The sequence below is a fragment of the Stutzerimonas stutzeri genome (genome assembly GCF_002890895.1).
GTDB classification, from domain to species: domain Bacteria; phylum Pseudomonadota; class Gammaproteobacteria; order Pseudomonadales; family Pseudomonadaceae; genus Stutzerimonas; species Stutzerimonas stutzeri_AB.
The window spans coordinates 256,449-279,567 of sequence record NZ_POUL01000005.1; the positions used below are offsets into that span (position 1 = coordinate 256,449).

Annotated in this window: 19 protein-coding genes; 11 read left to right on the plus strand and 8 right to left on the minus strand. The window is 63.2% G+C overall.

Annotation, left to right across the window (positions count from 1 at the left end; all coding sequences use genetic code 11):
• Window positions 1-7 precede the first annotated feature (7 nt).
• The 3 genes from recD to CXK96_RS11655 all read left to right on the plus strand — a co-directional run bounded on the left by recD (window position 8) and on the right by CXK96_RS11655 (window position 3,318).
• Complete coding sequence (gene recD / locus CXK96_RS11645) at window positions 8-1,861, plus strand: exodeoxyribonuclease V subunit alpha (RefSeq protein ID WP_102836613.1); 1,854 nt, start codon at window positions 8-10, stop codon at window positions 1,859-1,861.
• Window positions 1,862-1,999: 138 nt separating this feature from the next.
• Window positions 2,000-2,449, plus strand: coding sequence for a hypothetical protein (locus CXK96_RS11650; RefSeq protein WP_102836614.1), 450 nt, complete (start codon window positions 2,000-2,002; stop codon window positions 2,447-2,449).
• Between the two features lie 164 nt (window positions 2,450-2,613).
• Window positions 2,614-3,318, plus strand: coding sequence for a substrate-binding periplasmic protein (locus CXK96_RS11655; protein ID WP_102836782.1), 705 nt, complete (start codon window positions 2,614-2,616; stop codon window positions 3,316-3,318).
• Between the two features lie 31 nt (window positions 3,319-3,349).
• On the opposite strand, the gene CXK96_RS11660 is transcribed toward CXK96_RS11655, so the two are convergent.
• Window positions 3,350-4,258, minus strand: coding sequence for an AEC family transporter (locus CXK96_RS11660; RefSeq protein ID WP_102836783.1), 909 nt, complete (start codon window positions 4,256-4,258; stop codon window positions 3,350-3,352).
• Window positions 4,259-4,432: 174 nt separating this feature from the next.
• Here CXK96_RS11660 and CXK96_RS11665 point away from each other — a divergent pair, with 174 nt between their 5' ends.
• Window positions 4,433-5,614, plus strand: coding sequence for a GGDEF domain-containing protein (locus tag CXK96_RS11665; RefSeq protein ID WP_102836615.1), 1,182 nt, complete (start codon window positions 4,433-4,435; stop codon window positions 5,612-5,614).
• A 7-nt stretch (window positions 5,615-5,621) separates the two neighbouring features.
• Here CXK96_RS11665 and CXK96_RS11670 read toward each other — a convergent pair whose 3' ends face one another.
• On the minus strand, window positions 5,622-6,023 hold the full coding sequence (locus CXK96_RS11670; protein ID WP_102836616.1) for an acyl-CoA thioesterase: 402 nt from the start codon (window positions 6,021-6,023) through the stop codon (window positions 5,622-5,624).
• A gap of 217 nt (window positions 6,024-6,240) precedes the next feature.
• On the opposite strand from CXK96_RS11670, the gene CXK96_RS11675 reads away from it, so the two are divergent.
• The 5 genes from CXK96_RS11675 (at window position 6,241) to phoU (ending at window position 13,247) form a co-directional block, all read left to right on the plus strand.
• Window positions 6,241-7,215 (plus strand): PstS family phosphate ABC transporter substrate-binding protein, encoded by a 975-nt coding sequence (locus CXK96_RS11675; protein WP_045423571.1) that lies wholly within the window; start codon window positions 6,241-6,243, stop codon window positions 7,213-7,215.
• Between the two features lie 218 nt (window positions 7,216-7,433).
• Window positions 7,434-9,710 (plus strand): ABC transporter permease subunit, encoded by a 2,277-nt coding sequence (locus CXK96_RS11680; RefSeq protein WP_102836617.1) that lies wholly within the window; start codon window positions 7,434-7,436, stop codon window positions 9,708-9,710.
• Between the two features lie 54 nt (window positions 9,711-9,764).
• Window positions 9,765-11,435: a phosphate ABC transporter permease PstA gene (gene pstA, locus CXK96_RS11685; RefSeq protein ID WP_102836618.1), complete on the plus strand. Its 1,671-nt coding sequence runs from the start codon at window positions 9,765-9,767 to the stop codon at window positions 11,433-11,435.
• An 80-nt stretch (window positions 11,436-11,515) separates the two neighbouring features.
• Window positions 11,516-12,346 (plus strand): phosphate ABC transporter ATP-binding protein PstB, encoded by an 831-nt coding sequence (gene pstB / locus CXK96_RS11690; protein WP_045423577.1) that lies wholly within the window; start codon window positions 11,516-11,518, stop codon window positions 12,344-12,346.
• A gap of 175 nt (window positions 12,347-12,521) precedes the next feature.
• Window positions 12,522-13,247 carry a phosphate signaling complex protein PhoU gene (phoU, locus tag CXK96_RS11695; RefSeq protein ID WP_073299219.1) on the plus strand — a complete coding sequence of 242 codons (726 nt, stop codon included), beginning with the start codon at window positions 12,522-12,524 and terminating at the stop codon, window positions 13,245-13,247.
• A gap of 191 nt (window positions 13,248-13,438) precedes the next feature.
• Here phoU and CXK96_RS11700 read toward each other — a convergent pair whose 3' ends face one another.
• The gene (locus CXK96_RS11700; protein ID WP_102836619.1) at window positions 13,439-14,353 is read right to left on the minus strand and encodes a LysR family transcriptional regulator; all 915 of its coding nucleotides are present in this window, start codon (window positions 14,351-14,353) and stop codon (window positions 13,439-13,441) included.
• 88 nt (window positions 14,354-14,441) lie between these two features.
• On the opposite strand from CXK96_RS11700, the gene CXK96_RS11705 reads away from it, so the two are divergent.
• On the plus strand, window positions 14,442-15,392 hold the full coding sequence (locus tag CXK96_RS11705) for a DMT family transporter (protein WP_102836620.1): 951 nt from the start codon (window positions 14,442-14,444) through the stop codon (window positions 15,390-15,392).
• Between the two features lie 280 nt (window positions 15,393-15,672).
• Here CXK96_RS11705 and CXK96_RS11710 read toward each other — a convergent pair whose 3' ends face one another.
• The 5 genes from CXK96_RS11710 to CXK96_RS11730 all read right to left on the minus strand — a co-directional run bounded on the left by CXK96_RS11710 (window position 15,673) and on the right by CXK96_RS11730 (window position 21,664).
• Window positions 15,673-17,046: a GTPase/DUF3482 domain-containing protein gene (locus CXK96_RS11710; RefSeq protein WP_102836621.1), complete on the minus strand. Its 1,374-nt coding sequence runs from the start codon at window positions 17,044-17,046 to the stop codon at window positions 15,673-15,675.
• A gap of 165 nt (window positions 17,047-17,211) precedes the next feature.
• The gene (locus CXK96_RS11715; RefSeq protein WP_102836622.1) at window positions 17,212-18,606 is read right to left on the minus strand and encodes a DUF2868 domain-containing protein; all 1,395 of its coding nucleotides are present in this window, start codon (window positions 18,604-18,606) and stop codon (window positions 17,212-17,214) included.
• Window positions 18,607-18,669: 63 nt separating this feature from the next.
• On the minus strand, window positions 18,670-20,148 hold the full coding sequence (locus CXK96_RS11720) for a tripartite tricarboxylate transporter permease (RefSeq protein ID WP_102836623.1): 1,479 nt from the start codon (window positions 20,146-20,148) through the stop codon (window positions 18,670-18,672).
• Window positions 20,149-20,172: 24 nt separating this feature from the next.
• Window positions 20,173-20,673, minus strand: a complete 501-nt coding sequence (locus CXK96_RS11725; protein WP_102836624.1) for a tripartite tricarboxylate transporter TctB family protein — start codon at window positions 20,671-20,673, stop codon at window positions 20,173-20,175.
• A 13-nt stretch (window positions 20,674-20,686) separates the two neighbouring features.
• Window positions 20,687-21,664 carry a Bug family tripartite tricarboxylate transporter substrate binding protein gene (locus tag CXK96_RS11730; RefSeq protein ID WP_219807529.1) on the minus strand — a complete coding sequence of 326 codons (978 nt, stop codon included), beginning with the start codon at window positions 21,662-21,664 and terminating at the stop codon, window positions 20,687-20,689.
• Between the two features lie 209 nt (window positions 21,665-21,873).
• Here CXK96_RS11730 and CXK96_RS11735 point away from each other — a divergent pair, with 209 nt between their 5' ends.
• Window positions 21,874-23,064: a CaiB/BaiF CoA transferase family protein gene (locus tag CXK96_RS11735; RefSeq protein ID WP_102836626.1), complete on the plus strand. Its 1,191-nt coding sequence runs from the start codon at window positions 21,874-21,876 to the stop codon at window positions 23,062-23,064.
• The last annotated feature ends 55 nt before the right edge of the window (window positions 23,065-23,119 follow it).

Sequence of the window (23,119 nt, forward strand, 5' to 3'; positions counted from 1 at the left end):
GCGACATATGACCCTTGCCGATCTACCCCTCGGCCCGCTGGAACGCGCACTCGTCGCCAGCCTGCAGCGGCTCGAACCGGCGGCCCCCGAGCCGGTGCTACTCGCCGCCGCGCTCTGCTGCGAGGCGCTGGCATCGGGTGACGTTTGCCTGCCGCTCCAACGATTCGCCGGTAAGCGCCCCTGGCCTGAGGTCGATCTTAGCCTGCCGTCGCTGGCTCAATGGCGTACGCAGCTTGAGGCTTCCCCGTTGATTGGCGCGCCAGACGATTACGCGCCGCTGACCCTGATCGGTGACAGGCTCTACCTGGCCCGTTACCAGGCTTATGAACAGCAACTGGCCGAACAATTACTGGCCCGTGCGGCGGACGCACCGGATGTCGATGACGATCAACTGAGTGACAGCCTGGCGCGTTTGTTTGCGTTCAATCAGCAAAGTCCCGACTGGCAGCGCCTCGCCGCCGCTCAAGCGGTACGCCGGCGCCTCGCGGTGATCTCCGGCGGCCCGGGTACCGGAAAGACCACCACTGTTGTGCGACTGCTGGCGGCATTACTGGAGCAGCCCGGTGGCGAACGCCTGGCCATCGGCCTCGCGGCACCTACCGGCAAGGCTGCTGCGCGCATGGCCGAAGCGATCCGCAACGCCAAGGCCGATCTGCCGGTCAGTGATGCCGTCAAGGACGCTCTGCCGGACGAGGCGCGCACATTGCACCGCCTGCTCGGCAGCCGCGGCGACAGCCCGAAGGTGCGCCACGATGCGGCCAACCCGCTGGCGCTGGATGTGCTGGTGGTGGACGAAGCCTCGATGGTCGATCTGGCGTTGATGGCCAAGCTGGTCGCCGCGCTGCCGCCGAAGGCAAGGCTGATCCTGCTCGGCGACAAGGACCAGTTGGCCGCTGTCGAAGCCGGCGCGGTGTTCGCCGAGCTGTGTGAAGGACGTGGTTTCGATAGCCAGGCCGCGGCCGATCTGCAACGCATTACCGGGCAGAACGTAGCGGTCGAGACGCCGCACTCGCGACTTGGCGATGCGGTGGTGCTGCTCACCCACAGCCACCGTTTCGCCGGCGACAGCGGCATCGGCGAGCTGGCGCGGCGAATCAATAGCGGCGATGCCAAGGGCACGGTCGCGCTGCTGCAGGAAGGGCGCGCGGACCTCGCCTGGAGCGCAACGCCCAGTCCCGCCGCACTGATCGAACGACTGGAGCAGGGCTATTCGCCCTATCTGCAGGCCGCACGCCAGGCCTATCCGTCCGCCGCGTTCGAGGCCTTCAACGGCTTCCGCGCGCTCACCGCCCAGCGCGAAGGCGCCTTTGGCGTCACCGGCATCAACGAGGCGCTGGAAGCGCGCTTCAAGCGACGCCTCGGTATGCCCACCCGTGAACGCTGGTATCCCGGCCGCGCTGTGATGGTCCGGCAGAACGATTACGCGCTGGGCCTGTTCAACGGCGATATCGGTCTGTGTCTGAAAACCGAGCAGGGTCTGCGGGTGTTTTTCGAAGGTGACGAGGGCTATCGCGGCTTTGCCCCAGCGCGCCTGCCGAGCCATGACAGCGCCTTTGCCATGACGGTGCACAAGAGCCAGGGTTCGGAGTTTGCCGAAGTGCTTCTGGCGCTGCCGGAACAACCCAGCCCGCTGCTGACGCGCTCGCTGTTCTACACCGGCATTACCCGCGCCAAGCGCAAGGTGGAGATCTGGGCGCTGCCGGCGCGGCTGGCCGAAGCGGTGATCACTCGTGCGGAGCGTGCCGCCGGGCTCGCCGAGCGATTGGCGTCTAGCGACGCAACGGGCAAATCCGAAGTGGCTTCCGTGGCCAAGCCGTCGTCGATCAGCGAACCGGTGGCCGATCAGCTCAGCCTGTTCTGATACGTGCGCGGCTGCTCGAAGCTGGCCCGTTCGCGACGCTTCTCAGCCGGTTTCGTGAAACGGTTGCGCGCATGCCTTGAGGGATTCTGTTCCGATGGGCATTCGCTGATAACTGACAACCGACAACTGGGGCCTACGATGAAAAGTTTCTTTCTTATTGTATGGGCCTTGCTCAGTCTGACGGCCACCGGTTTCGTGGCGCGCGAGCTCTGGTTCGCCCCATCTTGGATCAACGCGTTAGCTTTGCTGTTGCCCGCCTACTACAGCCTCTGCTTTTTCCAGCTGATTCGTGCAGCCTTTCGTCCCTGGGGGCTGCTAGGGCCACGGCGGCGTAGTGGGTTCTGGGTGTGCCTGTTGTTGCTGCCGTTGTGTCTCTGGCCACTTCGGTCTGCTTACGAGATCTGGCAGGAGGGGGCCTATGGGCTCAGGGATGATGGCGATGAAGCCCGCCTGATGATCGTTCGCCCGCTGCTCGCATGGCTGCAGGAGCTGGTCGGCTACCTGGGCCCGATGCTTGTGTTGGTTGCAGCCGGGGTGGGCATGGCACTGCTGCTGTTGCGCCTGTCGCGCGGCCAGGTTGTTCGCTAGCGGCATACGCTTCGCTGATCGCGATGCTTCTTTCAATAGTGGCGCAGGCTGCGCTCCATTCGTTTGCAAGGGCGGCAAGGGTGTTGATGAAGGGATTTTGGAACCGGACTCTGCTGTTAAGCCTGGCCGTTTGTTTCGGCGCGCATGGCACGGAACTGCAGCTAGTGACTGGCGATGACTACGCCCCGCTCACGGGACGAGCGCTGTCCGGGGGAGGGATGCTGACGGCGGTGGTGCAGGCGGCACTCGACCGCAGCGGGACCGCGTCGTCGCTTGCCTGGCAGCCCTGGAAGCGGGGCTACATGATGACCCTGCGCGGCGAGTACGACGCGACATATCCCTATATCCGGGCCAGACAGCGCGAGCAGGCGTTTCTTTATTCGGCACCGCTGTACGTGTCCGAGCAGCACCTGTTCAGTCGCGCCACGGATGCGGTCGAGGTCGATGAACTTGCCGGCAGCAGCGGCAGACGGCTTTGCCTCCCCCTGGGCTGGCAGCTGCCAGTCGCGGTTCAGTCGCTGGTTGATCAGGGGGTGCTGGTCCGCCATTCGCCGCGGGGTTTGAACGAATGCGCACTGTTGCTGTTGCTCGGTCGAGATGACTTCTTTCTGGCCGATCTTCAGCTGGGCCTCCATGCTCTGCAGTCAACCGGAGCGGCTCGGTCGCGGTTTCATGTTTCCGGCTCGGTGCTGAGCCGTCAGACGATGCATCTCATCGTCCCGCGCAGCCGGCCAGACGCCGCACAACTGATCGAAAGCTTTGACCGGGGGCTTCAAGCCCTGCGGGAGAGCGGCGACTATCAGCGGCTGATCGAGTCGTTCACATCCGATGAAGTGTCCCGGCGCCAACTCACCACGACCGCGCAATGACAGCTGCAATGACGGGTGTTTGGTAAAGACGTCAGCGTTCGAGCAGCGTGAGCACCAGCGGCAAGCTGGCCGCGGCGAGCAGCGTCTGCAGGGTGATGATGCCCGCCATCAGATGACTGTCACCGCCGAGCTGGCGGGTCAGCACGTAGGCGGTGGGCGCTGTGGGCAGGGCAAAGAACAGCACAATGATGGTTGTTTCCATTGCGGGCAAATGGAGCAGCCTGGCGACCGCATAAGCCAAGAGTGGAACCGCCAGCAGTCGCAGGGCGCTGTTCCAGCCGAGCGCGGGGATTTCACCACCGAGCTCCCGCGGCTTCAGCGCTGCACCAACGCACAACAGGCCCAGGGGCAGGCTGGCAGCGGCGAGCAGGCTCAACAAGCGATCGGTGCCGCCGGGCAACCCCAAGCCTGAGAGATTCACCATCGCGCCGGTCAGGCAGGCGAGTATCAGCGGGTTTTTCAGGATCGGCAGCAGCAACGAGCGCACGCTGACGCCGCGCTCGGCGGTCAGCGCCCACACCGACATCACGTTTACCGTGGGCACCATCAGCGCCAGCATCAGTGCTGCCAGCGCCAGTCCTTCCTTACCAAACAGGCTGCCCACCGCCGCCAGCCCGAGATAGGTGTTGAAACGCAGGCCGCCCTGAGCAAAGGCACCGAAGCGGGCCGCCGGCCAGTTGCGTACGCGTTTGAGCAGTAATAAAGCCACCCACACGAGCCCCAATGCGAGCATGACTGCCCCGGCCAGGCGAGGCAGCGCGGGGTTGTCCAGCGGAGCGGTGGCCAGGCTGCTGAATAGCAGTGCCGGGAACAGCACGAAGTAGTTGATCCGCTCGGCGCCTGGCCAGAATGCCTCACTGGGAAAGTCCCGCAGTCGCAGGAAGTAGCCGGCAATGATCAGGGCGAATAAAGGCCAGAGGGCGAGCAGAAGGGCGGTCACGCGATACATCCAACAATGTAGGTGACTCGATAGTGGCGCCTCGCGCCGGTGTCGGCAAGAGACGCGCGGCGTATCTGGCGCTGCGTCAAAGCGGCTGTTGCACGTTCATCGGGAAATCAGTAGCGATGATGTCCAAGTGATATCATTGCCGGCGCCTTACCATGAGCCACCCTGATGCAACCCCTAGAACAGCAGTCCGCTGAAGATTTCCGCGATACCCCGCATGGCAGACAGCTGCTCGGGGGCTTTCGTGGTTTGCTGTTTGCGCCAGACCTGGAGCGCGAGTTTCGTCGTTACCTGGGACGTCAGGCACGCTTCGCACAGGTACTGGGCGCCTGCCTCCTGCTGGTCGTGGTTGCCGGCTACCACTATGTCGAATGGCAGCTGTATGCCCAGTCGGACCGGCAGTGGCTTCGTGAACTGGCGCTATTGCGCTTGGTGGAGGCGGCACCGGGCGTCGCGATTCTCGTGATGACGCTTTTCAACTGGCGAATCCGTCTAGTTGCCAACCGCCTGTTCCCGTTGCTGCTGGTGCTGGTCGGAATCGTCGCTGCGCGCATCGATATCCACTACGAGGTCTCCCAGCCAGAACTGGCGTTCCGCTACGGTGCGGGTCTGTTAATCGTCTGTTCGTTCTTCTTTCTCGGCATTACCTTCTGGCGCGCGCTGATCAGCGCGGCATCGATCATCGTGATCGATATCCTGATGGCGGCGCTCATCTTGTCGTCCAGCGAAATGCAGGTGCACTGGATCGCGGTCAGCTATTACGTCCTGCTGCTCTTGATCGGAGCAATCAGCCGCTATATCCACGAGTACTCGCAGCGTGAGCAATTCCTGGTACGCCAGCTCCTCGGCTGGGTCGCTCAGCACGACTCGCTGACTGGCCTGGCCAACCGCCGTAGCTTTGATACAGCCTTGCGGCAGACGCTGTTGCAGGCCCGTCGGGACCGCCAACCGTTGGCGCTGATACTGCTGGATCTGGACAATTTCAAAGCCTACAACGACAGTCTGGGCCACCCGGCTGGCGATGCGCTGATCCGTGATTTCGGCGAGCTATTGGGCCGCTTCTCTCGGCGGCCGATGGACCTGGCGGCACGGGTTGGTGGCGAAGAATTCGCCTTGCTGCTGCTCAACTGCGATGCGAGTTCGGCGCAGGCCATAGCGGCGCAGCTGCTGTCGGCATTCACCGAACGTGCCATACCGCACCCCGCATCGGCCCAGGGCGCTTGCGCCACGACGAGCATTGGCATCGCAATGTGGCAGCCGGGGCAGACTGCCGAGCAGCTCTATCAGGCTGCCGATGCCGCGTTGTACCAAGCCAAGCAGGATGGAAAAAACCGCTACGTGCTGCGGTGACCGTCGCTCAGCGGCGCGGTGTGACCGGGCGGGTGCGTCCGCTGCCGTCAATGGCCACAAAGACGAACACCGCCTCGGTGACCTTGCGCCATTCGCTGGACAGCGGGTCGTCGCTCCATACCTCGACCAGCATGCGGATCGAGCTGCGGCCGACATCCAGCGTCTGGGTGTAGAACGACAGCTGCGCGCCGACTGCCACCGGCACCATGAAGGCCATGCGGTCGATGGACACCGTGGCCACACGGCCCGCGGCGACGCGGCTGGCCATGGCCGTGCCGGCCAGATCCATCTGGGACACCAGCCAGCCACCGTAGATATCGCCGAAACCGTTGGTCTCACGCGGCAGGGCGGTCAGCTGCAAGGCCAGGTCGCCCTGCGGGATTGGGTCTTCCTGTTCGTATTCGTTCATCGCTTGGACTCGCGGCGCGTTTGTTTTTCTTGCGCGAAAAAGCCCGCAGCAGTGCGGGCGGGGCGAGTATAGCGGCTGTAGATAGGGACAGCGACCGGACAGGCCTAAAGTTCAGTATCGTCACCAGATTGTCATATTCAGTTCATAGAGTGTTCACACGGCCTGCAGACAATGGCCCCCGTTCCAAACACTGACACACCCCTGCTAGGAGCATGGAATGAAACTGAATCGTTTGATGGCGGCCCTGACCTTTGTTGCCGCTGGTGTAGGCGCTGCTAACGCAGTGGCCGCGGTTGACCCAGCACTGCCGACCTATGAGAAGACCTCCGGCGTTTCCGGCAACCTGTCCAGCGTCGGTTCCGACTCCCTGGCCAACCTGATGACCCTGTGGGCTGAAGACTTCAAGCGCGCCTACCCGAACGTCAACATCCAGATTCAGGCTGCTGGCTCCTCCACCGCACCGCCGGCGCTGACCGAAGGCACGGCCAACCTTGGCCCGATGAGCCGTCCGATGAAGGACAACGAAATTCAGGCCTTCGAAGAAAAATACGGCTACAAGCCGACGGCCGTGCCGGTCGCCATCGACGCCCTGGCCGTGTTCGTCCACAAGGACAACCCGATCAAGAGCCTGGACATCGAGCAGGTCGACGCCATTTTCTCCAGCACCCGGCTGTGCGGCGGCGAAAAGGACATCACCACCTGGGGTGACGTCGGCCTTACTGGCGAGTGGGCGAGCAAGCCGATCCAGCTGTTCGGTCGTAACTCGGTCTCCGGAACCTACGGCTACTTCAAGGAAGAAGCGCTGTGCAAGGGTGACTTCAAGCCTAACGTCAACGAGCAACCTGGGTCCGCTTCGGTGGTGCAGTCGATCTCCAGCACCCTGAACGCCATCGGTTACTCAGGCATTGGCTACAAGACTTCCAGCGTCCGCGCTGTGCCCCTGTCGAAGGGCGGCGAAGCCTTTGAAGCCAACGAAGAAAACGCTCTGGCTGGCAAGTTCCCGCTGGCTCGCTTCTTCTACGTCTACGTCAACAAGGCGCCGAACAAACCGCTGAGCCCGATCGACGCCGAGTTCCTCAAGCTTGTGCTGTCGAAGCAGGGCCAGGAAGTCGTGGTCAAGGACGGCTACATCCCGCTGCCGAAGAAAGTCGTCGACAAGACCCTCAGCGACCTGGGTCTGCAAAACGACTAAACCCAGCAGCGTTCAGGTCTGCAGCGACCGCTGCAAGGCTTGAGTACGACGCCCGCCACGCACCTTGCGCCGGCGGGCGTCGTCACGTCACCTCGCTGTAATTTTTCTGTCACACAGCTGCATTAAATTAGGCGCCCGACCGGCCATCAAGCCAGGAAACGACTCGCGCCAACGCGGCGCAGCAGTTTTAAGCGGCCTGAGTGGCCAGGAACCTTCGCATGAACGATATCGAGACCATGAGCGCGAATTCCGATGTGCAACGGCTGGATTTCAATACCCCTGCCTTGCAACGCAAGCGCCGTATCCGCGCACTGAAAGACAAGCTGGCGCGCTGGTATGTCTCCATTGGCGGCCTCGCGGTGCTCGGCGCCATCACCCTGATTTTCTTTTATCTCGCCCAGGTCGTGGCGCCCATGTTTCAGGGCGCCGAACTGGAAGCGCGTGAAGCGCAGCAGCCAGCCTGGCTGGCCGATGCCGGCGAGCCGCTGCTGCTTGCAGTGGAAGAGCAGAACAAGGTGGCGATGCGCCTGGGTAGCGATGGCGCCGTGCGTTTCTTCAGCGTACCCACTGGCGAGTTGCTGCGCACCGTAGAACTGCCACTGCCGGCCGGCAGCCAGATCGTCTCGGTCGGCCAGGACACGCCAGGCAACCGCCGCATGGTGCTGGGGCTGAGCAACGGCCAGGTGCTGGTTGCCGAGCACAATTACAAAGTCAGCTACCCGGAAGGCATAAAGACCATCACGCCGCAGCTGGACTACCCCTTCGGTGAGGAGCCGCTGGACCTCGACCCGCAAGGGCGGCCCATCGAGCATGCCGGCATCAGTCTCAACGGCTCGACCCTGATGGTCGCAGGCGCGACGAATGGCGCTTTGCATGCCTTGAAGATCGCATCCACCGAAAACCTGATGACCGGTGAAACAACGCTTGAAGAGGAGCGCATGGATCTGCCGCAACTCTCCGAACCGATCAAGGCGCTGCGTATCGACCCGCGGCACATGTGGTTGTTCGCGGTGAGCGGTCGCGCCAGCGTCGATGTCTTCGATGTGCGCCGCAAGCAGCTCAACGGACGCTACAAGTTGCTGAGCGGCAAAGGTGAGATCACCACGGTGGCCTCGCTGCTGGGCGGCATCTCGCTGATGGTTGGCGACTCGACGGGCGGCATCGGTCAGTGGTTCATGGTGCGCAGCAGTGATGGCCAGGCCGAGCTGAAGAACGTGCGCAACTTCCAGCTGGCTGATCAACCGATCACGCAGATTCTTCCTGAAGAACGCCGCAAGGGTTTCCTTGCCCTCGACAGCGCCGGCACCCTGGGAATTTTCCACAGCACGGCGCATCGCGAGCTGCTGACCGAGCAGGTCGCCGAGGGCGCCGCCGTCGCCGCCATGTCGCCTCGGGCCACGCGCCTGTTGGTCGAGTCAGGTGACCAGCTGCAGCGTTTCGTGATCGACAATCCGCACCCGGAGATTTCCTGGAGCGCGCTGTGGGGCAAGGTCTGGTACGAAAGCTACCCGGAGCCTGACTACGTCTGGCAGTCGACCTCCGCGACCGGTGACTTCGAGCCGAAGCTGAGCCTTTCACCCCTGGCGTTCGGCACGCTCAAGGCCGCGTTCTACGCGATGCTGCTGGCCGCTCCGCTGGCGATCTGCGCCGCGCTGTACACGGCCTACTTCATGGCGCCGACGCTGCGCCGCAAGGTCAAGCCGGTGATCGAACTGATGGAGGCGCTGCCGACGGTCATCCTCGGCTTCTTTGCCGGCCTGTTCCTCGCGCCCTACCTGGAAAATCACCTGCCCGGTATTTTCAGCCTGCTGTTGCTGATGCCCGTGGGCATCCTTCTGGCCGGCTGGTTCTGGAGCCGGTTGCCAGAAAATATCCGCCTGAGCGTGCCGGATGGCTGGGAAGCCCTGCTGCTGATCCCCGTCATCCTGGCGGTGGGCTGGGGCTCTCTGGCGGTCAGTGGACACCTGGAGAACTGGTTCTTTGGCGGTGACATGCGCCTGTGGCTGTCCAACGACATGGGCATTCCGTTCGATCAGCGTAACGCTCTGGTCATTGGCATCGCGATGGGCTTCGCGGTGATCCCGACCATTTACTCGATCGCCGAAGACGCTGTGTTCAGCGTGCCGCGCAGTCTCACCCTGGGTTCCCTGGCGCTGGGTGCGACGCCCTGGCAGACGTTGACGCGCGTGGTGCTGCTGACGGCCAGCCCAGGCATCTTCTCTGCGTTGATGATCGGTATGGGCCGCGCCGTCGGCGAAACCATGATCGTGCTGATGGCCACCGGCAACACGCCGATCATGGAAGCCAACATCTTCGAAGGCATGCGCACCCTGGCGGCCAACGTGGCGGTGGAAATGCCCGAATCGGAAGTGGGCAGTACCCACTACCGGGTGCTGTTCCTCGCCGCGATGGTGCTGCTGATGTTCACCTTTGTGATGAACACCCTGGCGGAGCTGATCCGTCAGCGCCTGCGCCGCAAGTACGCCAGCCTCTAATACAGAACGCAGCCGGCGACGGCTGCGACAAGTTTTCGACAAAGGTATCGATCCGTGAAAAAGGATTCGCTGAAAACCTGGATCAAGAGCGGCAGCCCCTGGGTCTGGATGAACGCCGGCGCCGTTTCCATCGCCGTGATCATGACCCTCGGCCTGCTGGCGGTGATCGCCGTGCGCGGCCTGGAGCATTTCTGGCCGGACGACGTTATCGTCGCCGACTACCAGATTCCGGGTGCCGAGCCGCGGGTAATGGCCGGTGAAGTGGTACAGGCCGAAGAGGTACCGCGTGCACGCTTGGCGGCCAGCGGCTTGCCGGTGGACGTCGAAGGCGGCGAGTTCATGACCCGTGAACTGCTCAAGGTCGGTAACCGCGAAGTTTACGGCGCGGATTTCTCCTGGGTCGTTGGCGAGTGGCTGAGCAACTCGCGCAAGCCGGCCGATCTGGTGGCACTGGAGCGCCGCGAGTGGGGCAACTTCTATGGCGAGCTGTTGAACGTCAAGGAGAGCGGCCAGCTGGTTGCCGAGGGCGAGGCGGCATGGCCAGAGCTGCAAAAGCGGATTGACCGCATCGACGAGCTGCATGCTGACATTGCCAAGTTGGAGAAGGTCGACATCGGCCGCATCAACCATGGTCTGGAACGCCTGCGCCTGAAAACCCGCAAGCTTGAACTGGATGATCAGCTCGATGCGGCTGCCCAGGCCGAGCTGGATGCCGAGCGTGCGCAATGGGACGCCGAGTACAAGGCGCTTGAGGGCGAGCTGACCTCGCTCTACACCGGCTTCAATCGCGACAGCATCACCATGCGCACCATGGACGGTCAGGAAAAGGAGATCAGCCTCGGCAAGATCGTCCGCGCCTATCGCCCGAACGCCATGTCGACGCTCGACAAGCTGGGCTTCTACTTTGCCAAGGTCTGGGAGTTCGTCAGCGACGAACCGCGTGAGGCAAACACTGAAGGCGGCATCTTCCCGGCGATTTTCGGCACTGTGCTGATGACCATCATCATGGCGGTGATCGTCACCCCGTTCGGCGTGATCGCCGCGGTTTACCTGCGTGAATATGCCAAGCAGGGCGTACTGACCCGCATCATCCGCATCGCGGTCAACAACCTCGCCGGCGTGCCGTCGATCGTCTACGGGGTGTTCGGCCTGGGCTTCTTCGTCTACGTCCTGGGTGGTTCGCTTGATCGGATCTTCTACCCCGAAGCGGCACCGGCGCCGGTATTCGGCACGCCGGGCCTGATGTGGGCCTCGCTGACGCTGGCGATCCTGACGTTGCCGGTGGTCATCGTGGCCACCGAGGAAGGCTTGGCGCGGATTCCGCGAATCCTTCGCGAGGGGTCGCTGGCGCTGGGTGCGACCAAGTCCGAAACACTGTGGAAGGTGGTCCTGCCGATGGCCAGCCCGGCGATGATGACCGGCCTGATTCTCGCCGTGGCCCGTGCCGCCGGCGAAGTGGCTCCGCTGATGCTGGTGGGTGTGGTCAAACTGGCGCCGAGCCTGCCGCTCAACGGCAACTACCCCTACCTGCACCTCGACCAGAAGATCATGCACCTGGGCTTTCACATCTATGACGTCGGCTTCCAGAGCCCCAACGTCGAGGCGGCTCGGCCATTGGTTTATGCGACGGCCTTGCTGCTGGTGCTGGTGATCGCGACGCTGAACCTCAGTGCGGTCGTGATCCGTAACCACCTGCGCGAAAAATACAAAGCGCTCGACCACTAACAGCCGACAGACCCGCTGGAGGCCCGGCGCTGCCACGATTGCAGCCCGCGCTTCTAGCCTCCAGCGATACGGAGACATCCATGTCACAAGCAAAGACGCATTCCATCGACATTTCGGCGCTGGGTCGCGACAAGCGCGCGCTGAGCCTGGCCAACGAAGCCGTGGCCATCGAAGTGCCTGACCTGAGCCTCTACTACGGCGAAAAGCAGGCGCTCTACAACGTCAGCATGAACATTCCTCGCCAGCGCGTAACGGCGTTCATCGGTCCGTCCGGTTGTGGCAAGTCGACGCTGCTGCGCTGCTTCAACCGCATGAACGATCTGGTCGACGGTTGCCGCATCGAAGGTGCTATCAACCTCGACGGCCACAACATCTACCGCAAGGGCGAAGACGTCGCCGACCTGCGTCGTCGGGTCGGCATGGTGTTCCAGAAGCCCAACCCGTTCCCCAAGAGCATCTACGAGAACGTCGTCTACGGACTGCGCATCCAGGGCATCAAGCAGAAGCGCGTACTCGACGAAACCGTCGAATGGGCGCTCAAAGGCGCGGCGTTGTGGGAAGAGGTGAAGGACCGCTTGCACGAGTCGGCTCTTGGTCTTTCCGGTGGTCAGCAGCAGCGTCTGGTGATCGCGCGGACCATCGCCGTGCAGCCCGAAGTGCTGCTGCTGGACGAACCCAGCTCAGCGCTCGACCCGATTTCCTCGTTGAAAGTCGAAGAGCTGATCTACGAGCTCAAGGCCAAGTACACCATCGTCATCGTCACGCACAACATGCAGCAGGCCGCGCGGGTATCCGATTACACCGCGTTCATGTACATGGGCAAGCTGATCGAATATGGCGACACCGATACGCTGTTCACCAATCCCGAAAAGAAGCAGACGGAAGACTACATCACCGGTCGCTACGGTTGATGCCATGGGAAATCTCCTCTGGCTTTGTCGGGCGCGCTTGCCGTACTACTCGTACTGTCAGCGCGCGCCCTCCGCACCAGTGAAGATTTCCCAAGGGCCTCAACGTTAACTCGACAATTTTTCAGGTGCGCTGCGCACCAGAGCCGCCTAGCGGCAGCCTCCTCGGAGCGAAAAGATGATCAGCAAAGACAGTCACACGCAACACATCTCCCAGCAGTTCAACGCCGAGCTGGAAGAGGTGCGCAGCCATCTCCTGGCCATGGGTGGCCTGGTGGAAAAGCAGGTCAACGATGCGGTCACCGCGCTGATCGATGCCGATTCCGGGCTCGCGCAGCAGGTGCGCGACGTAGATGACCAGATCAACCACATGGAGCGCGACATCGATGAGGAGTGCATCCGCATCCTCGCGCGCCGCCAGCCGGCAGCCTCCGACCTGCGCCTGATCATCAGCATTTCAAAGTCGGTCATCGACCTGGAACGCATCGGTGACGAGGCCACCAAGATCGCCCGTCGCGCCATCGAACTGTGCGAAGACGGCGAGTCGCCGCGTGGTTACGTCGAAGTGCGCCACATCGGCGATCAAGTGCGCCGGATGGTCCAGGAGTCGCTGGATGCTTTTGCCCGCTTCGACGCCGAGCTGGCGCTGTCGGTGGCGCAGTACGACAAGACCGTCGACCGCGAGTACAAGACTGCGCTGCGTGAACTGGTCACCTACATGATGGAAGACCCGCGCTCGATCTCCCGCGTGCTCAGCGTGATCTGGGTGCTGCGCTCGCTGGAACGGATCGGGGACCACGCACGCAACATCGCCGAAATGGTGATTTACCTGGTGCGTGGCACCGACGTGCGCCACCTGGGCCTGACCCGCATGGCTGAGGAAGTCGCCAACAAGCGCAGCTGATCTGATTGCTCGACGGTCCTGGCTGGTGGGCTGAAGCCCGCCCTACATGGAGTAGAGCCAGTGGCTGGTTGCGTATCGACGGCAGAAAGAAAGATGGGGCGGGGCGCTCGACTTCATTCTGTCCGTTAGTCCGAGCGCCACGCCGATAGGGTGGGCTTCAGCCTGCCGAGGGCATGCCTGCTGTCGTGTGCTCAGCGCGATGCCAATGTCTCGCTCAGGTAATCGATCAGCACCCGCTGCTTGGGCGGCAGGTGCTGGTTCTGCCGCCACAGCAGCCAGGCTGCGCCTTGGTACGAGCCGGTGTAGCGCCACTGCGGTAGCACCTCACGCAAGCGTCCCTCCGCCAGTGCCTGCGCTGCGGTGAACTGCGGCAGCACGGTGAGACCGATATCGCTCAACGCCGCCTCCAACCGCGCTTCGCTGTGATTGCAGATGTAGCGCCCCCGCACCGTCACCACTTCCTGACGCTCGCCATCACTGAAGTGCCAGCGGTTGTCACCCGCATGTTCACCCAAGTACACGCAACTGTGCCGGAGCAACTCCTGTGGATGCTGCGGCGTGCCCTGCTCTTCGAGGTAAACCGGACTGGCGCACAGCACCTGCCGCACCGGTCCGAGCGGTTTGCCGGCAAGACCTTCGGGCGGTTGATCGGTGACCTTTACCAGCAGGTCAAAGCCGTCTTCGATCAGGTCCGGGCTCTGGTCGTCGATGTGCAGCTGTACGTCGACATCGGCGTATCGGCCCAAGAAGCCGGGCATCAAAGGGCTGATCACGAATTTTCCGTAGGCCTTGGGCACGCTCAGGCGCACCAGCCCACGCGGGCTGCTCATCAGGCGCTCCCCGATGGCCAGCGCCTGGTCGGCGGCGTCCAGCATCGTGCGGCAGTGCGCATAGAACTCACTGCCGGCTTCGTTCAGCCGCAGCTGGCGAGTGGTGCGCTCCAGCAGTCGTAGCGACAAGGCCTGCTCCAGGCGCGCCACCTGGCGGCTCACCGCTGAGGCGGTGGTGCCTAGTTCCCGGGCCGCCGCGGAGAAACTGCCGGCCTCGACCACGCGCACAAAAACCGCCATGCCCGGCAGCAGAGAGGCGCTGTCATTCGTTCTCATAGCGCACAAGTCCTTTTCTGAATCGCTGGATTATCGATCTCAGCGTAGCAATGGACAATCGACTCGTTGGTTCAAACGAGCAATCGAAATGCATAACTTGAGTGGTATGGCGCGACGCAACCTTTGGCTGGCCGATGCCATGCTGCTGGTGGTGGCGGTCATCTGGGGCAGCAGCTATGCGGTGGCCAAGCAGGCGCTGTGGTTCTATCCGGTGCTGGGGTTTCTGGCCATTCGCTTCGGGCTGACCTTCATCCTGCTGCTGCCGCAGTTGCGCGGAGAAGGGTTACGCGCGATTCGTCCGGGCTTGCCGTTGGGCTTGATGATGCTGTGCATCTTTCTTTGCGAGACCTGGGGCGTGATGCTGACAACGGCCAGCAATGCCGCGTTTCTTATCAGTTTGTGCGTGGTGTTCACGCCCTTTGTGGAATGGGCAATGCTGCGCCAGCGCCCGAGTAATCTGTTGTTTGGCGCCTGTGGGCTGTCGCTGGTCGGCGTCTGGTTGCTGACCGGAGGCATGGCGATATCGCTCAATCTGGGAGATGGGCTGATGCTTGCAGCCGCGCTGTTTCGCGCCTTGCTGGTCTGTCTGACGCGACGCCTGACTGCCAATCTCGACGTGCCGCCCCTGGCATTGACGGGGGTGCAGAGTGGAGTGGTCGCATCGGGTTGCCTGGTGCTGGGTCTGTCGTTGCCGGGAGGCCTGCCGGCCTTGCCGCAGAGCCCAGCGTTCTGGGCTGCCGCCTTGTATCTGGTCGGCTTCGCAACGTTGTTTGCGCTCTATGTACAGAACCTGGCGCTGGGCCGTACCAGCGCGACGCGGGTGTCATTACTGATGGGCTCGGAACCGCTGTTTGGCGCCCTCATCGCGGGGCTCTGGCTTGGCGAACGACTGGGCATGCTGGGATGGATTGGCGGGCTGCTGATTATGATTGCGACACTGGGCACCTTGTGGCTCAGCCGTTCGGATTCGCCTGCGCCGCGTTCGTCTACCGTTGATGGTGCGTTACCGGCAGGGACTGATTGCCAAACGGTGGGCTGAAGCCCACCCTACGACCATTCACCATTCACCATTCACCATTCACCATTCACCATTCACCATTCACCATTCACCATTCACTATTGGTGCGGTTGGCCTGCATGCGCGGGTTGGTCTTCTCTCACTCTGCAGGCTCCGCTTTGTAGGGTGGGCTTCAGCCCACCAAAAACCACCCGGAAGCATATCGCCCCCAAACCGCTCTTCGGCGGGCTAAAGCGGAGCGCTGCCTGGCCCCGCCATGCCGGCGAGCGCTCCGTACCAAACTTCACGGCGCCAACCGGGCTCAGTCTTTGCGTAGGTTAGCTAGTAATCCCTCAATTGCTACCTGTCGCTCGCTGTCTTGCAACCGTGCGCCGGGATTCAGTGATGACCATTGCGGATGCGCGCGACAGCGGTGCAACGCCTCGGGCAGCTTGCCTTCGCGCCAGGTCTTGTCGTCCGGTGCATCAAGACGGATCGCCTCCATCGCGGCGTGCCCACGGGCGGCAAGGGCGATCAGCAGTTGGCGCTGACGCAGGGCAAGCAGGCGCAAGACCGCATCATCAACCGTCAGCTCGCGCTGGCCCTTGAATTTGCCCAACAGACGGTTGCCATAGTGCCTGGCGGTCTGCGCACCGCCGCCGGCAAGTGCGCCCAGCAGCGCCGCGGCACCCATGGTGATGCCGCCGACCATCAGGTCGACCCCGGCACCGGCGGCGGCGCCGGCCGCCATCCCGCCACCGATTTTTACGCCCAGCTCCTTCAGCGTTTCGGGATTGAACAGGTCGTCGCCCCAGCGTCCGTCGAGCAGGGGCAGATCGGCCGCCGCGGCATCCTGCGGGCGAAAGCCATAGAGCCGCAGCAGGGCTTCGACGCAGCCCTGCTCGCGGGCGCGTACGGCGTCATGCAGCTCACGGATGGCGCCGCGCTCGAGGTCTGGCTGCGCCGCCACGCTACGGCGGCAGGCGGCAACGTCGATCAACAGTTCGGCGATCAGGCGGTTGCCTTCGCTCAGCCGTGTCAGGGCCTGGGCTTCATGGTCGTCGATCAGGCGCTGCAGCTTGGGCCGCGACTGTTCCAGCAGCAGCGCCAGGCTTTCATAGAGCCGGCGCTCACCATCGATCGGCGGAGCCACGCTGTCGAAACGCACCAGCGCATGCAGGCCCAGCCGCGCCAGGGCTTCACGCCACTGTTCCTCTCGATGGCCAGGCTGCGCGACGAAATTGAGCACCGGCAGCAGCGGTTTGCCGCAGCCGGCCAGCACCGCCAGCTCATCCTTGTATTTAGCCAGCACCGGCTCGCGCGCATCGATGACGTAAAGCCCGGCGTCGCTGGCCAGCAACTGGCGCAGCACCTTGGCTTCCTGCTCGAAACGTTGACGTGCTTCGCTGCCGTCGAGAAACCGCGCGGTGCGGGCTGGACCGTCGAGTCGCTCGCCGGGGCGTTCGATCCGCTCCAGATGGTCGAGCAGGGCAATGGCGTCTTCCAGGCCGGGGGTGTCGTAGAGCTCCAGCAGCGGTTCGCCATCGACCGACAGGCGCGCGCCTTCGACGTGACGGGTGGTGCTCGGCCGATGCGAGACCTCGCCAAAGCTGACGTCCCGGGTCAGGGTCCGCAGCAGCGAGGTCTTGCCGACATTGGTGTGGCCGACCAGGGCGAGTTTTAGCGGTGCGCTCATGGTCGAGACTCCAGTCTGGCTGTGGTGCGGTAAGGGACGAATAGAGTGGCTCCAGCAGACATCCGCTGCTGTTGTAATAGCCCGCGTGAAGCCGAAGCCGAAGCCGTCGACGTTGCCACCGCTTTGATCGGCAGCACGCTGGGCCTTACCAGAATCGAGCCAAGCTCAATCATGGCCAGTCTCCAGCCAGCTCACCGGGGCGCTTCCCGAATAGGGTAGCCCGAGGCCATCCAGCGCCTGGTGCCAATCCTGCAGGCGATGGCTGTCCAGCGCTTCGCCAGTGGGCGGCTGCAGCAACCAGATGCGACTCTCAGCGGCGCAACGGCTCAGCTCGCCGATAAGGGCCAGCGTGCCACGGTCTGGTGAGCGACGCGGGTCGCAAGCAATGGCCAAACGCTGCGGTGGGAAGCGGGTCAGCTGTTCCAGCAGCCGTCGGCGTTGCTCGCGATCATCCAGCACGCCCGCATCGGCGACCGTTTTCGGCAGCTTGGGCGGCCATGGATGGCTCTGGTCCAGCTCGATGCCCACCAGCACTGCGCCCTCGCTGCCGTCCAGTTGCGCTCCGGCGCTCGGCGTATGCAGCTGTGGCGGCGCAGCATCGTTGATGCCGAGACGTTCAGTGGGTGGCTGAAGCCGCTCACGCAGCAGGCGGTAGGCCGGAAGCTGCAGGTCGAGCTGCAGCTGTGCCCGTCCACGCCGCCAGCGCCAGAGGCAGAACAGCGCCAGCAGCAGGCGCGGAAGCAGACCGTAGATCAGCATTACCCCGACCAGCCAGCCCGCCCAACTCTGGCGTGCGCTTTCCGCGCCACTGGCAAGGTCGCCGCTGGCGCGGATCTGAGCGATGTCCGGCACGCTGAAACCCAGCAGCGACGGCAGCGCGCCGAGCGCTTGGGTCAGGCTGATAAATGTGTTTTCGCCGAGGATGGTGGTTTCCCAGACGAAGCCGTAACGACGTGTCGCCAGCAGCGCGAGCAGGGTCAGCAGCGCGCTGGCCATCGCTATCAGCCATAAACCGTGTACCCCTAGTCCCAGCAGCCATCGTCCGAGACGCCGTTGCTCCAGCACCGCCAACAGCGCCGGGGCCAACTGCACGGCGCGGGCATCGCGGGCCAGCTTTTCGCTGAGCCAGAGCCACAATCGGCCCAGCGCACCGCCGGCATCGCCAGCAAAGACGAAGCTCAGCAGCCAACCCAGCAGGGTCAGCAGGTTCAGCCCGAGCAGGCTGCCCAGCGCCCAGAACACGTTGACTGGCCGAATACCGTCACCCAGCGCTGCAAATGCCAGACCGGCACCGGTCAACAGCGCCAGCAGAACCAGCGCGAAACCCGCCAGCCGCGCGCCCTGACGCCAATGGCGGAGTGCGTCGATCAGGCCGTCACGGCGTGCCAGCCACAGCGCGCGGTGCTCGATCAGTTCAGGCAGTTCACCGCCCTGTGCTCGGGCCTGGCGATTGGCTTCGGCGTCGTCCAGCGGGCCGGCGTGTTCTTCGCGCAGCCGCACGGCTTCCGTCAGCCAGAGACGGTCAAGGGGATTCGGTGATGGCGGAGGAGGTGCGGGCACGCGGTTTCTCGGAGAAGGGCTCGGTCCTGAGGATAACCGGTGCCGGCCACAAGGGCGAACAGCTCAGCGCGCCCGGATACGCTCCTGCCAATAGCGCCTTACCGCGAAGAAAAGCGACAGCGCGGTGAGCACGATGAAGATCCAGGTGATGGGGCCGCGGAAGAAAATCATGGGGTCGCCGCGGCCGATCAGTAGCGTGCGCCGCAGGTTGTCCTCGAACATCGGCCCGAGAATGAAGCCCAGGAGGAAGGGCGCTGTAGCGAAGCCGGTACGGTTGAACAGATAGCCGATCACGCCGAAGAGCAGCATCAGGCCAATGTCGAACAGGCTGTTATTCACGGCGAAGGCACCGTAAACGCAGAACATCAGCACGATGGGGAGGAGGATAGCCTTGGGAATCTCGGCGATCAGCGAGAAATACTTGATCACGCCGTGACCGACGAACAGCAGCACCGCCGAGCTCAGCATGATTCCGCAGAACAACGCGTAGACCAGCGTCAGGTTCTCCTGGAACAGCACCGGGCCAGGCGTGAGACCATGGATCATGAAGGCGCCGAGGATGATCGCGGTGATCACGTCGCCCGGGATGCCCAGCGACAGCAGCGGAATGAGGGTTGCGCCAGCGACGCCGTTGTTGCCTGACTCGGCCGCGGCGACGCCTTCAAGCTCGCCCTTGCCGAAATTTGCCCGGTTGGCCGAGCGGCGTTTGGCTTCGCTGTAGGAAATGAACGACGCGGCGGTGGCGCCAGCGCCCGGAATGGCACCGATGATCACGCCGATGAACGAGCCGCGCACGATGGTTACCAGGCTGGACTTGAGTTCGCCAAGCGTCAGGCCTGCTCCGCTGGAAGCGGCGCGAATATGGGGGCCGGCCTTCTTCAGGTAGAAGTCGATGACCTCGGGTATGGCGAACAGGCCGATCAGCAACGGCACGAAGGACACCCGGTCCATCAGGTTGTAATTATCGAACGTCAGGCGCTGGCTGCCGTACACCGCATCCATGCCGATCATGGAGACGATGACGCCGAAGCTGGCGGCGATCAGGCCCTTGACCGGCGAGTCGCCCGCGATGGAGACGATGATGGTCAGCGAAAAGCAGATCAGCCAGAAGAACTCTGGCGGCCCGAAATTGAGCGCAACCTTGGCCAGGTAGGAGGCAAACAGGATCAGCGCCAGGTTCGATAGCACATCGGCAATACAGGACGAGTAAAGCGCCATCTGCAGCGCCTTCTTTGCCTTGCCCTGTTGCGTCAGTGGATAGCCGTCGAGCAGGGTGCAGGCAGCGGCCGGAGAACCCGGCGTGTGAATCAGGATGGCGGTAATCGAGCCGCCGTACATGCCGCCCTTGTAGATGCCGACCAACAGCAGAATTGCCGTCACCGGCTCCAGGGAAAAGGTGAAGGGCAAGGCCAGTGCCACGGCCATTGTCGCGGTAAGGCCGGGAATCGCACCGATGACCACCCCAATCAACACGCCGATAAAGATGGCGATGAAATTGTCGACGCTGAGGAACAAGTCCAGGACTTCGGAAAAACCTTCCATTCGGTTACTCGCGTGAGGGCGCTGTCAGTTCCAGGGCGTGCCGGAGGGCAGCGGGACATTCAGTACGTGGATGAACAGCAGGCTTACCAGCCACGGCAACGCGATCGCCAGCAGGTAAAGCCAGAGCTTGCGCACGGGGTGAGCGGCAAACAACAAGAGCGTGCCAAGGATGCCAGCAGCGATGGCGCCGAGCAGGTCGAACAGCAGCCAGTAAGCGCCCAGCCCGGCCAACATCAGCAGCCAGCGCCGGGCCGGCGCACGTTCGGATTCGTCCTCTGCCGTTTGGGCCGGCGGCCGCAAGCAACCCTCGACGATCAATGCCAGCGACAATGCCGCGATCAGCCAGCCCGCCACGCTGGGCAGCCAGCGTGGCGACTGCATGGGGTTGTCGACCATGGGGGCTTCGTCTATATGGTTCGGCACCAGATAGAACAGGAACACCAGCGCCGCGATCAGCCAGAACGCGCCCAGCCATGTGTTGAGATTGGCCCAGCGCGGGCGGCGCAGCGCAGCGTCGGTGGTCATGGCCGGCCTCCGATCAATTCAGCTCGGCCTGGCCTGCGACGCGCTGCCAGCGTTGAACGTCTTCAGCAACGTAGTCGCGGAAGCTATCGCCTTCCTCGGTCGCCGGCTCTCCGCCGATCTGTGCGGCGAAATCCTTGAAGCCCTGATCGTCCATGACCTTGTCCAGCGCGGTCTGCAGCGTGTCGACGGCCTGGTCGGACATCTGGTCGTCGGCGATCAGCCCGAACCAGGCGGTGGTGACGAATTCGCCAAGACCCAGGTCCGCGCCGATCTTCGACAGCGGCTCGACATCGGGCAGGTAGGGCGAGGCCTCTTTCGAGGTCACGGCCAGTGCCTTGAGCTTGCCGGACTGGATGTGCGACAGCACCGTCGGCATGTTTTCGAAGGAAACGTCGACGTCACCGCTGAGCAGTGCCGGCAGCGCTTCGCCGCTTCCGCGGAAGGGCACGTGGGTCATTTTGGTGCCGGTCATGGTCTTGAACAGCTCGCCGGACATGTGGATCGAGCTGCCGATGCCGGCAGAGCTGAACGTCATCTCCTTGGTCTTGGCCGCCTCGACGAATTCCTCTACCGAGTTGTACGGGCTGTCGGCCGGTACCACCATGACGTTGGGGATTTCGATGATGTTGCGGATGAATTTGAAGTCTTTTACCGGCTCGTAGGGCAGCTTCTTGTAGATCACCGGGCCGATGGTGTGTCCCGGAGACGCCATCAGAATGGTGTGATCCGCGCCACGCCCGCCGCGGGCCAGTTGTCCGGTGGCCATGGTCGAGCCGGCGCCCGGCCGATTCTCGACGACCACCGTGCCGATCTGTTGCTGCAAGAGATCGGCGACTTTGCGCGACAGCACGTCCGTCGTACCGCCTGGGGCATAGGGCACCACCAGGCGAACGGTGTCGGTCGGCCATTCGGCGGCCTGGGTCAGCGAGGCGAGGGGGAGCGTGGCAGCCAGGAGGAACAGGCTCAGGGTGCGCTTCATAGTCAGGGGCATGGTGGTGTTCTCTTCTTGTAGTTGTTGTAAGTCTGCACGTGTAGCGATTAGCCGACGCTGCCACCTTAAAAGGATCGAACCCTGACGGGAGTCCGATGAGCGAAAAACGGTTCGGTAATCGCACAGATGTTTGCAGGCCATCTGTTGTGGTTTCGACCCGCTTGCGCCAATTTCGTCGTCATCGCCCGATCAAATATGTAGGAGAGTCGATGAGCGTTCTGCAAGGCATCAAGGTACTGGATCTGACTCGCATCCTCGCAGGGCCCTGGTCGACCATGGCCCTGGCCGACCTTGGCGCCGAGGTGTGGAAGATCGAAAGTCTGGAGGGTGATGACACCCGCAGCTGGATGCCGCCGGCCAAGGCCGGCATCTCCACCTACTACCTCAGCGCCAATCGCAACAAGCAGAGCCTGGCGGTGGATATGCGCAAGCCCGAAGGCCGCCAGTTGATCCTCGACCTGGCTGCGCAGGCCGATGTGGTAGTCGAGAACTTTCTGCCGGCGAGTCTCAAGCGCCTCGGGCTGGATTACGAAACACTGGCCGCGATCAATCCACGGCTGATCCATTGCTCGATCACCGGTTACGGCCGCGGTAACCCGATGGAGAACCGTCCCGGCTACGACTTCATCATTCAGGCCGAGAGCGGCTTCATGTCGATCACGGGTGACAAAGAGGGCGAGCCGATGCGCCTGGGCGTTGCCTTCATCGATCTGGTCACCGGTATGAACGCGGTTCAGGGCATTCTTGCGGCGCTGTACGAGCGCGAAAAATCCGGGCTCGGCCAGTCGGTGGACATTGCCCTGTCCGACAGCGCGCTGCATTTCCTGGCCAATGTCGCCTCCGGCTATCTCAATACCGGCAAGGTGCCGCAGCGCTACGGCAATGCCCACGCGAGCATCGTGCCCTACCAGCTGTTCAACACCGCGAACGGCAGCATCGCCCTGGCGGTGGGCAACGACGAGCAGTACCGGCGCTTGTGCCTGGAAGTGCTCAAGCGACCTGAACTCCACAGTGATCCGCGCTTCACGCAGAACAAGGGCCGCACCGAGCATCGCGAGCTGCTGATTCCGCTGTTGCAGCACGCGTTCGCGCAGTGGCCTAGCGAGGCTTTGATCGAAGCCCTGCGCGCGCAGGCGATCCCTGTCGGCGAAGTGAAGGATGTCGCGCACGCGCTTGAATCGGAAACGGCACGCTACCGGGATCTGGTGATCACGGCCGATCATCCGGTGGCAGGCGAGGTGCGTATGGTTCGCAGCCCGCTGCGGCTGTCGCGCACGCCGACGGTCGCGGCAAAGGCCCCGCCGTTGCACGGCGAGCACACCGATTCGGTGCTCGGACGGGTGCTGGGTAAGGATCAAATCAGCCTTAACGCATTGCGCGAAGCCGGCGTCATCCGCTGACACCGGCTGCTTGTCACCCTACCCACAGCCAGGGGCGATCAACCCGTGGCTGTAT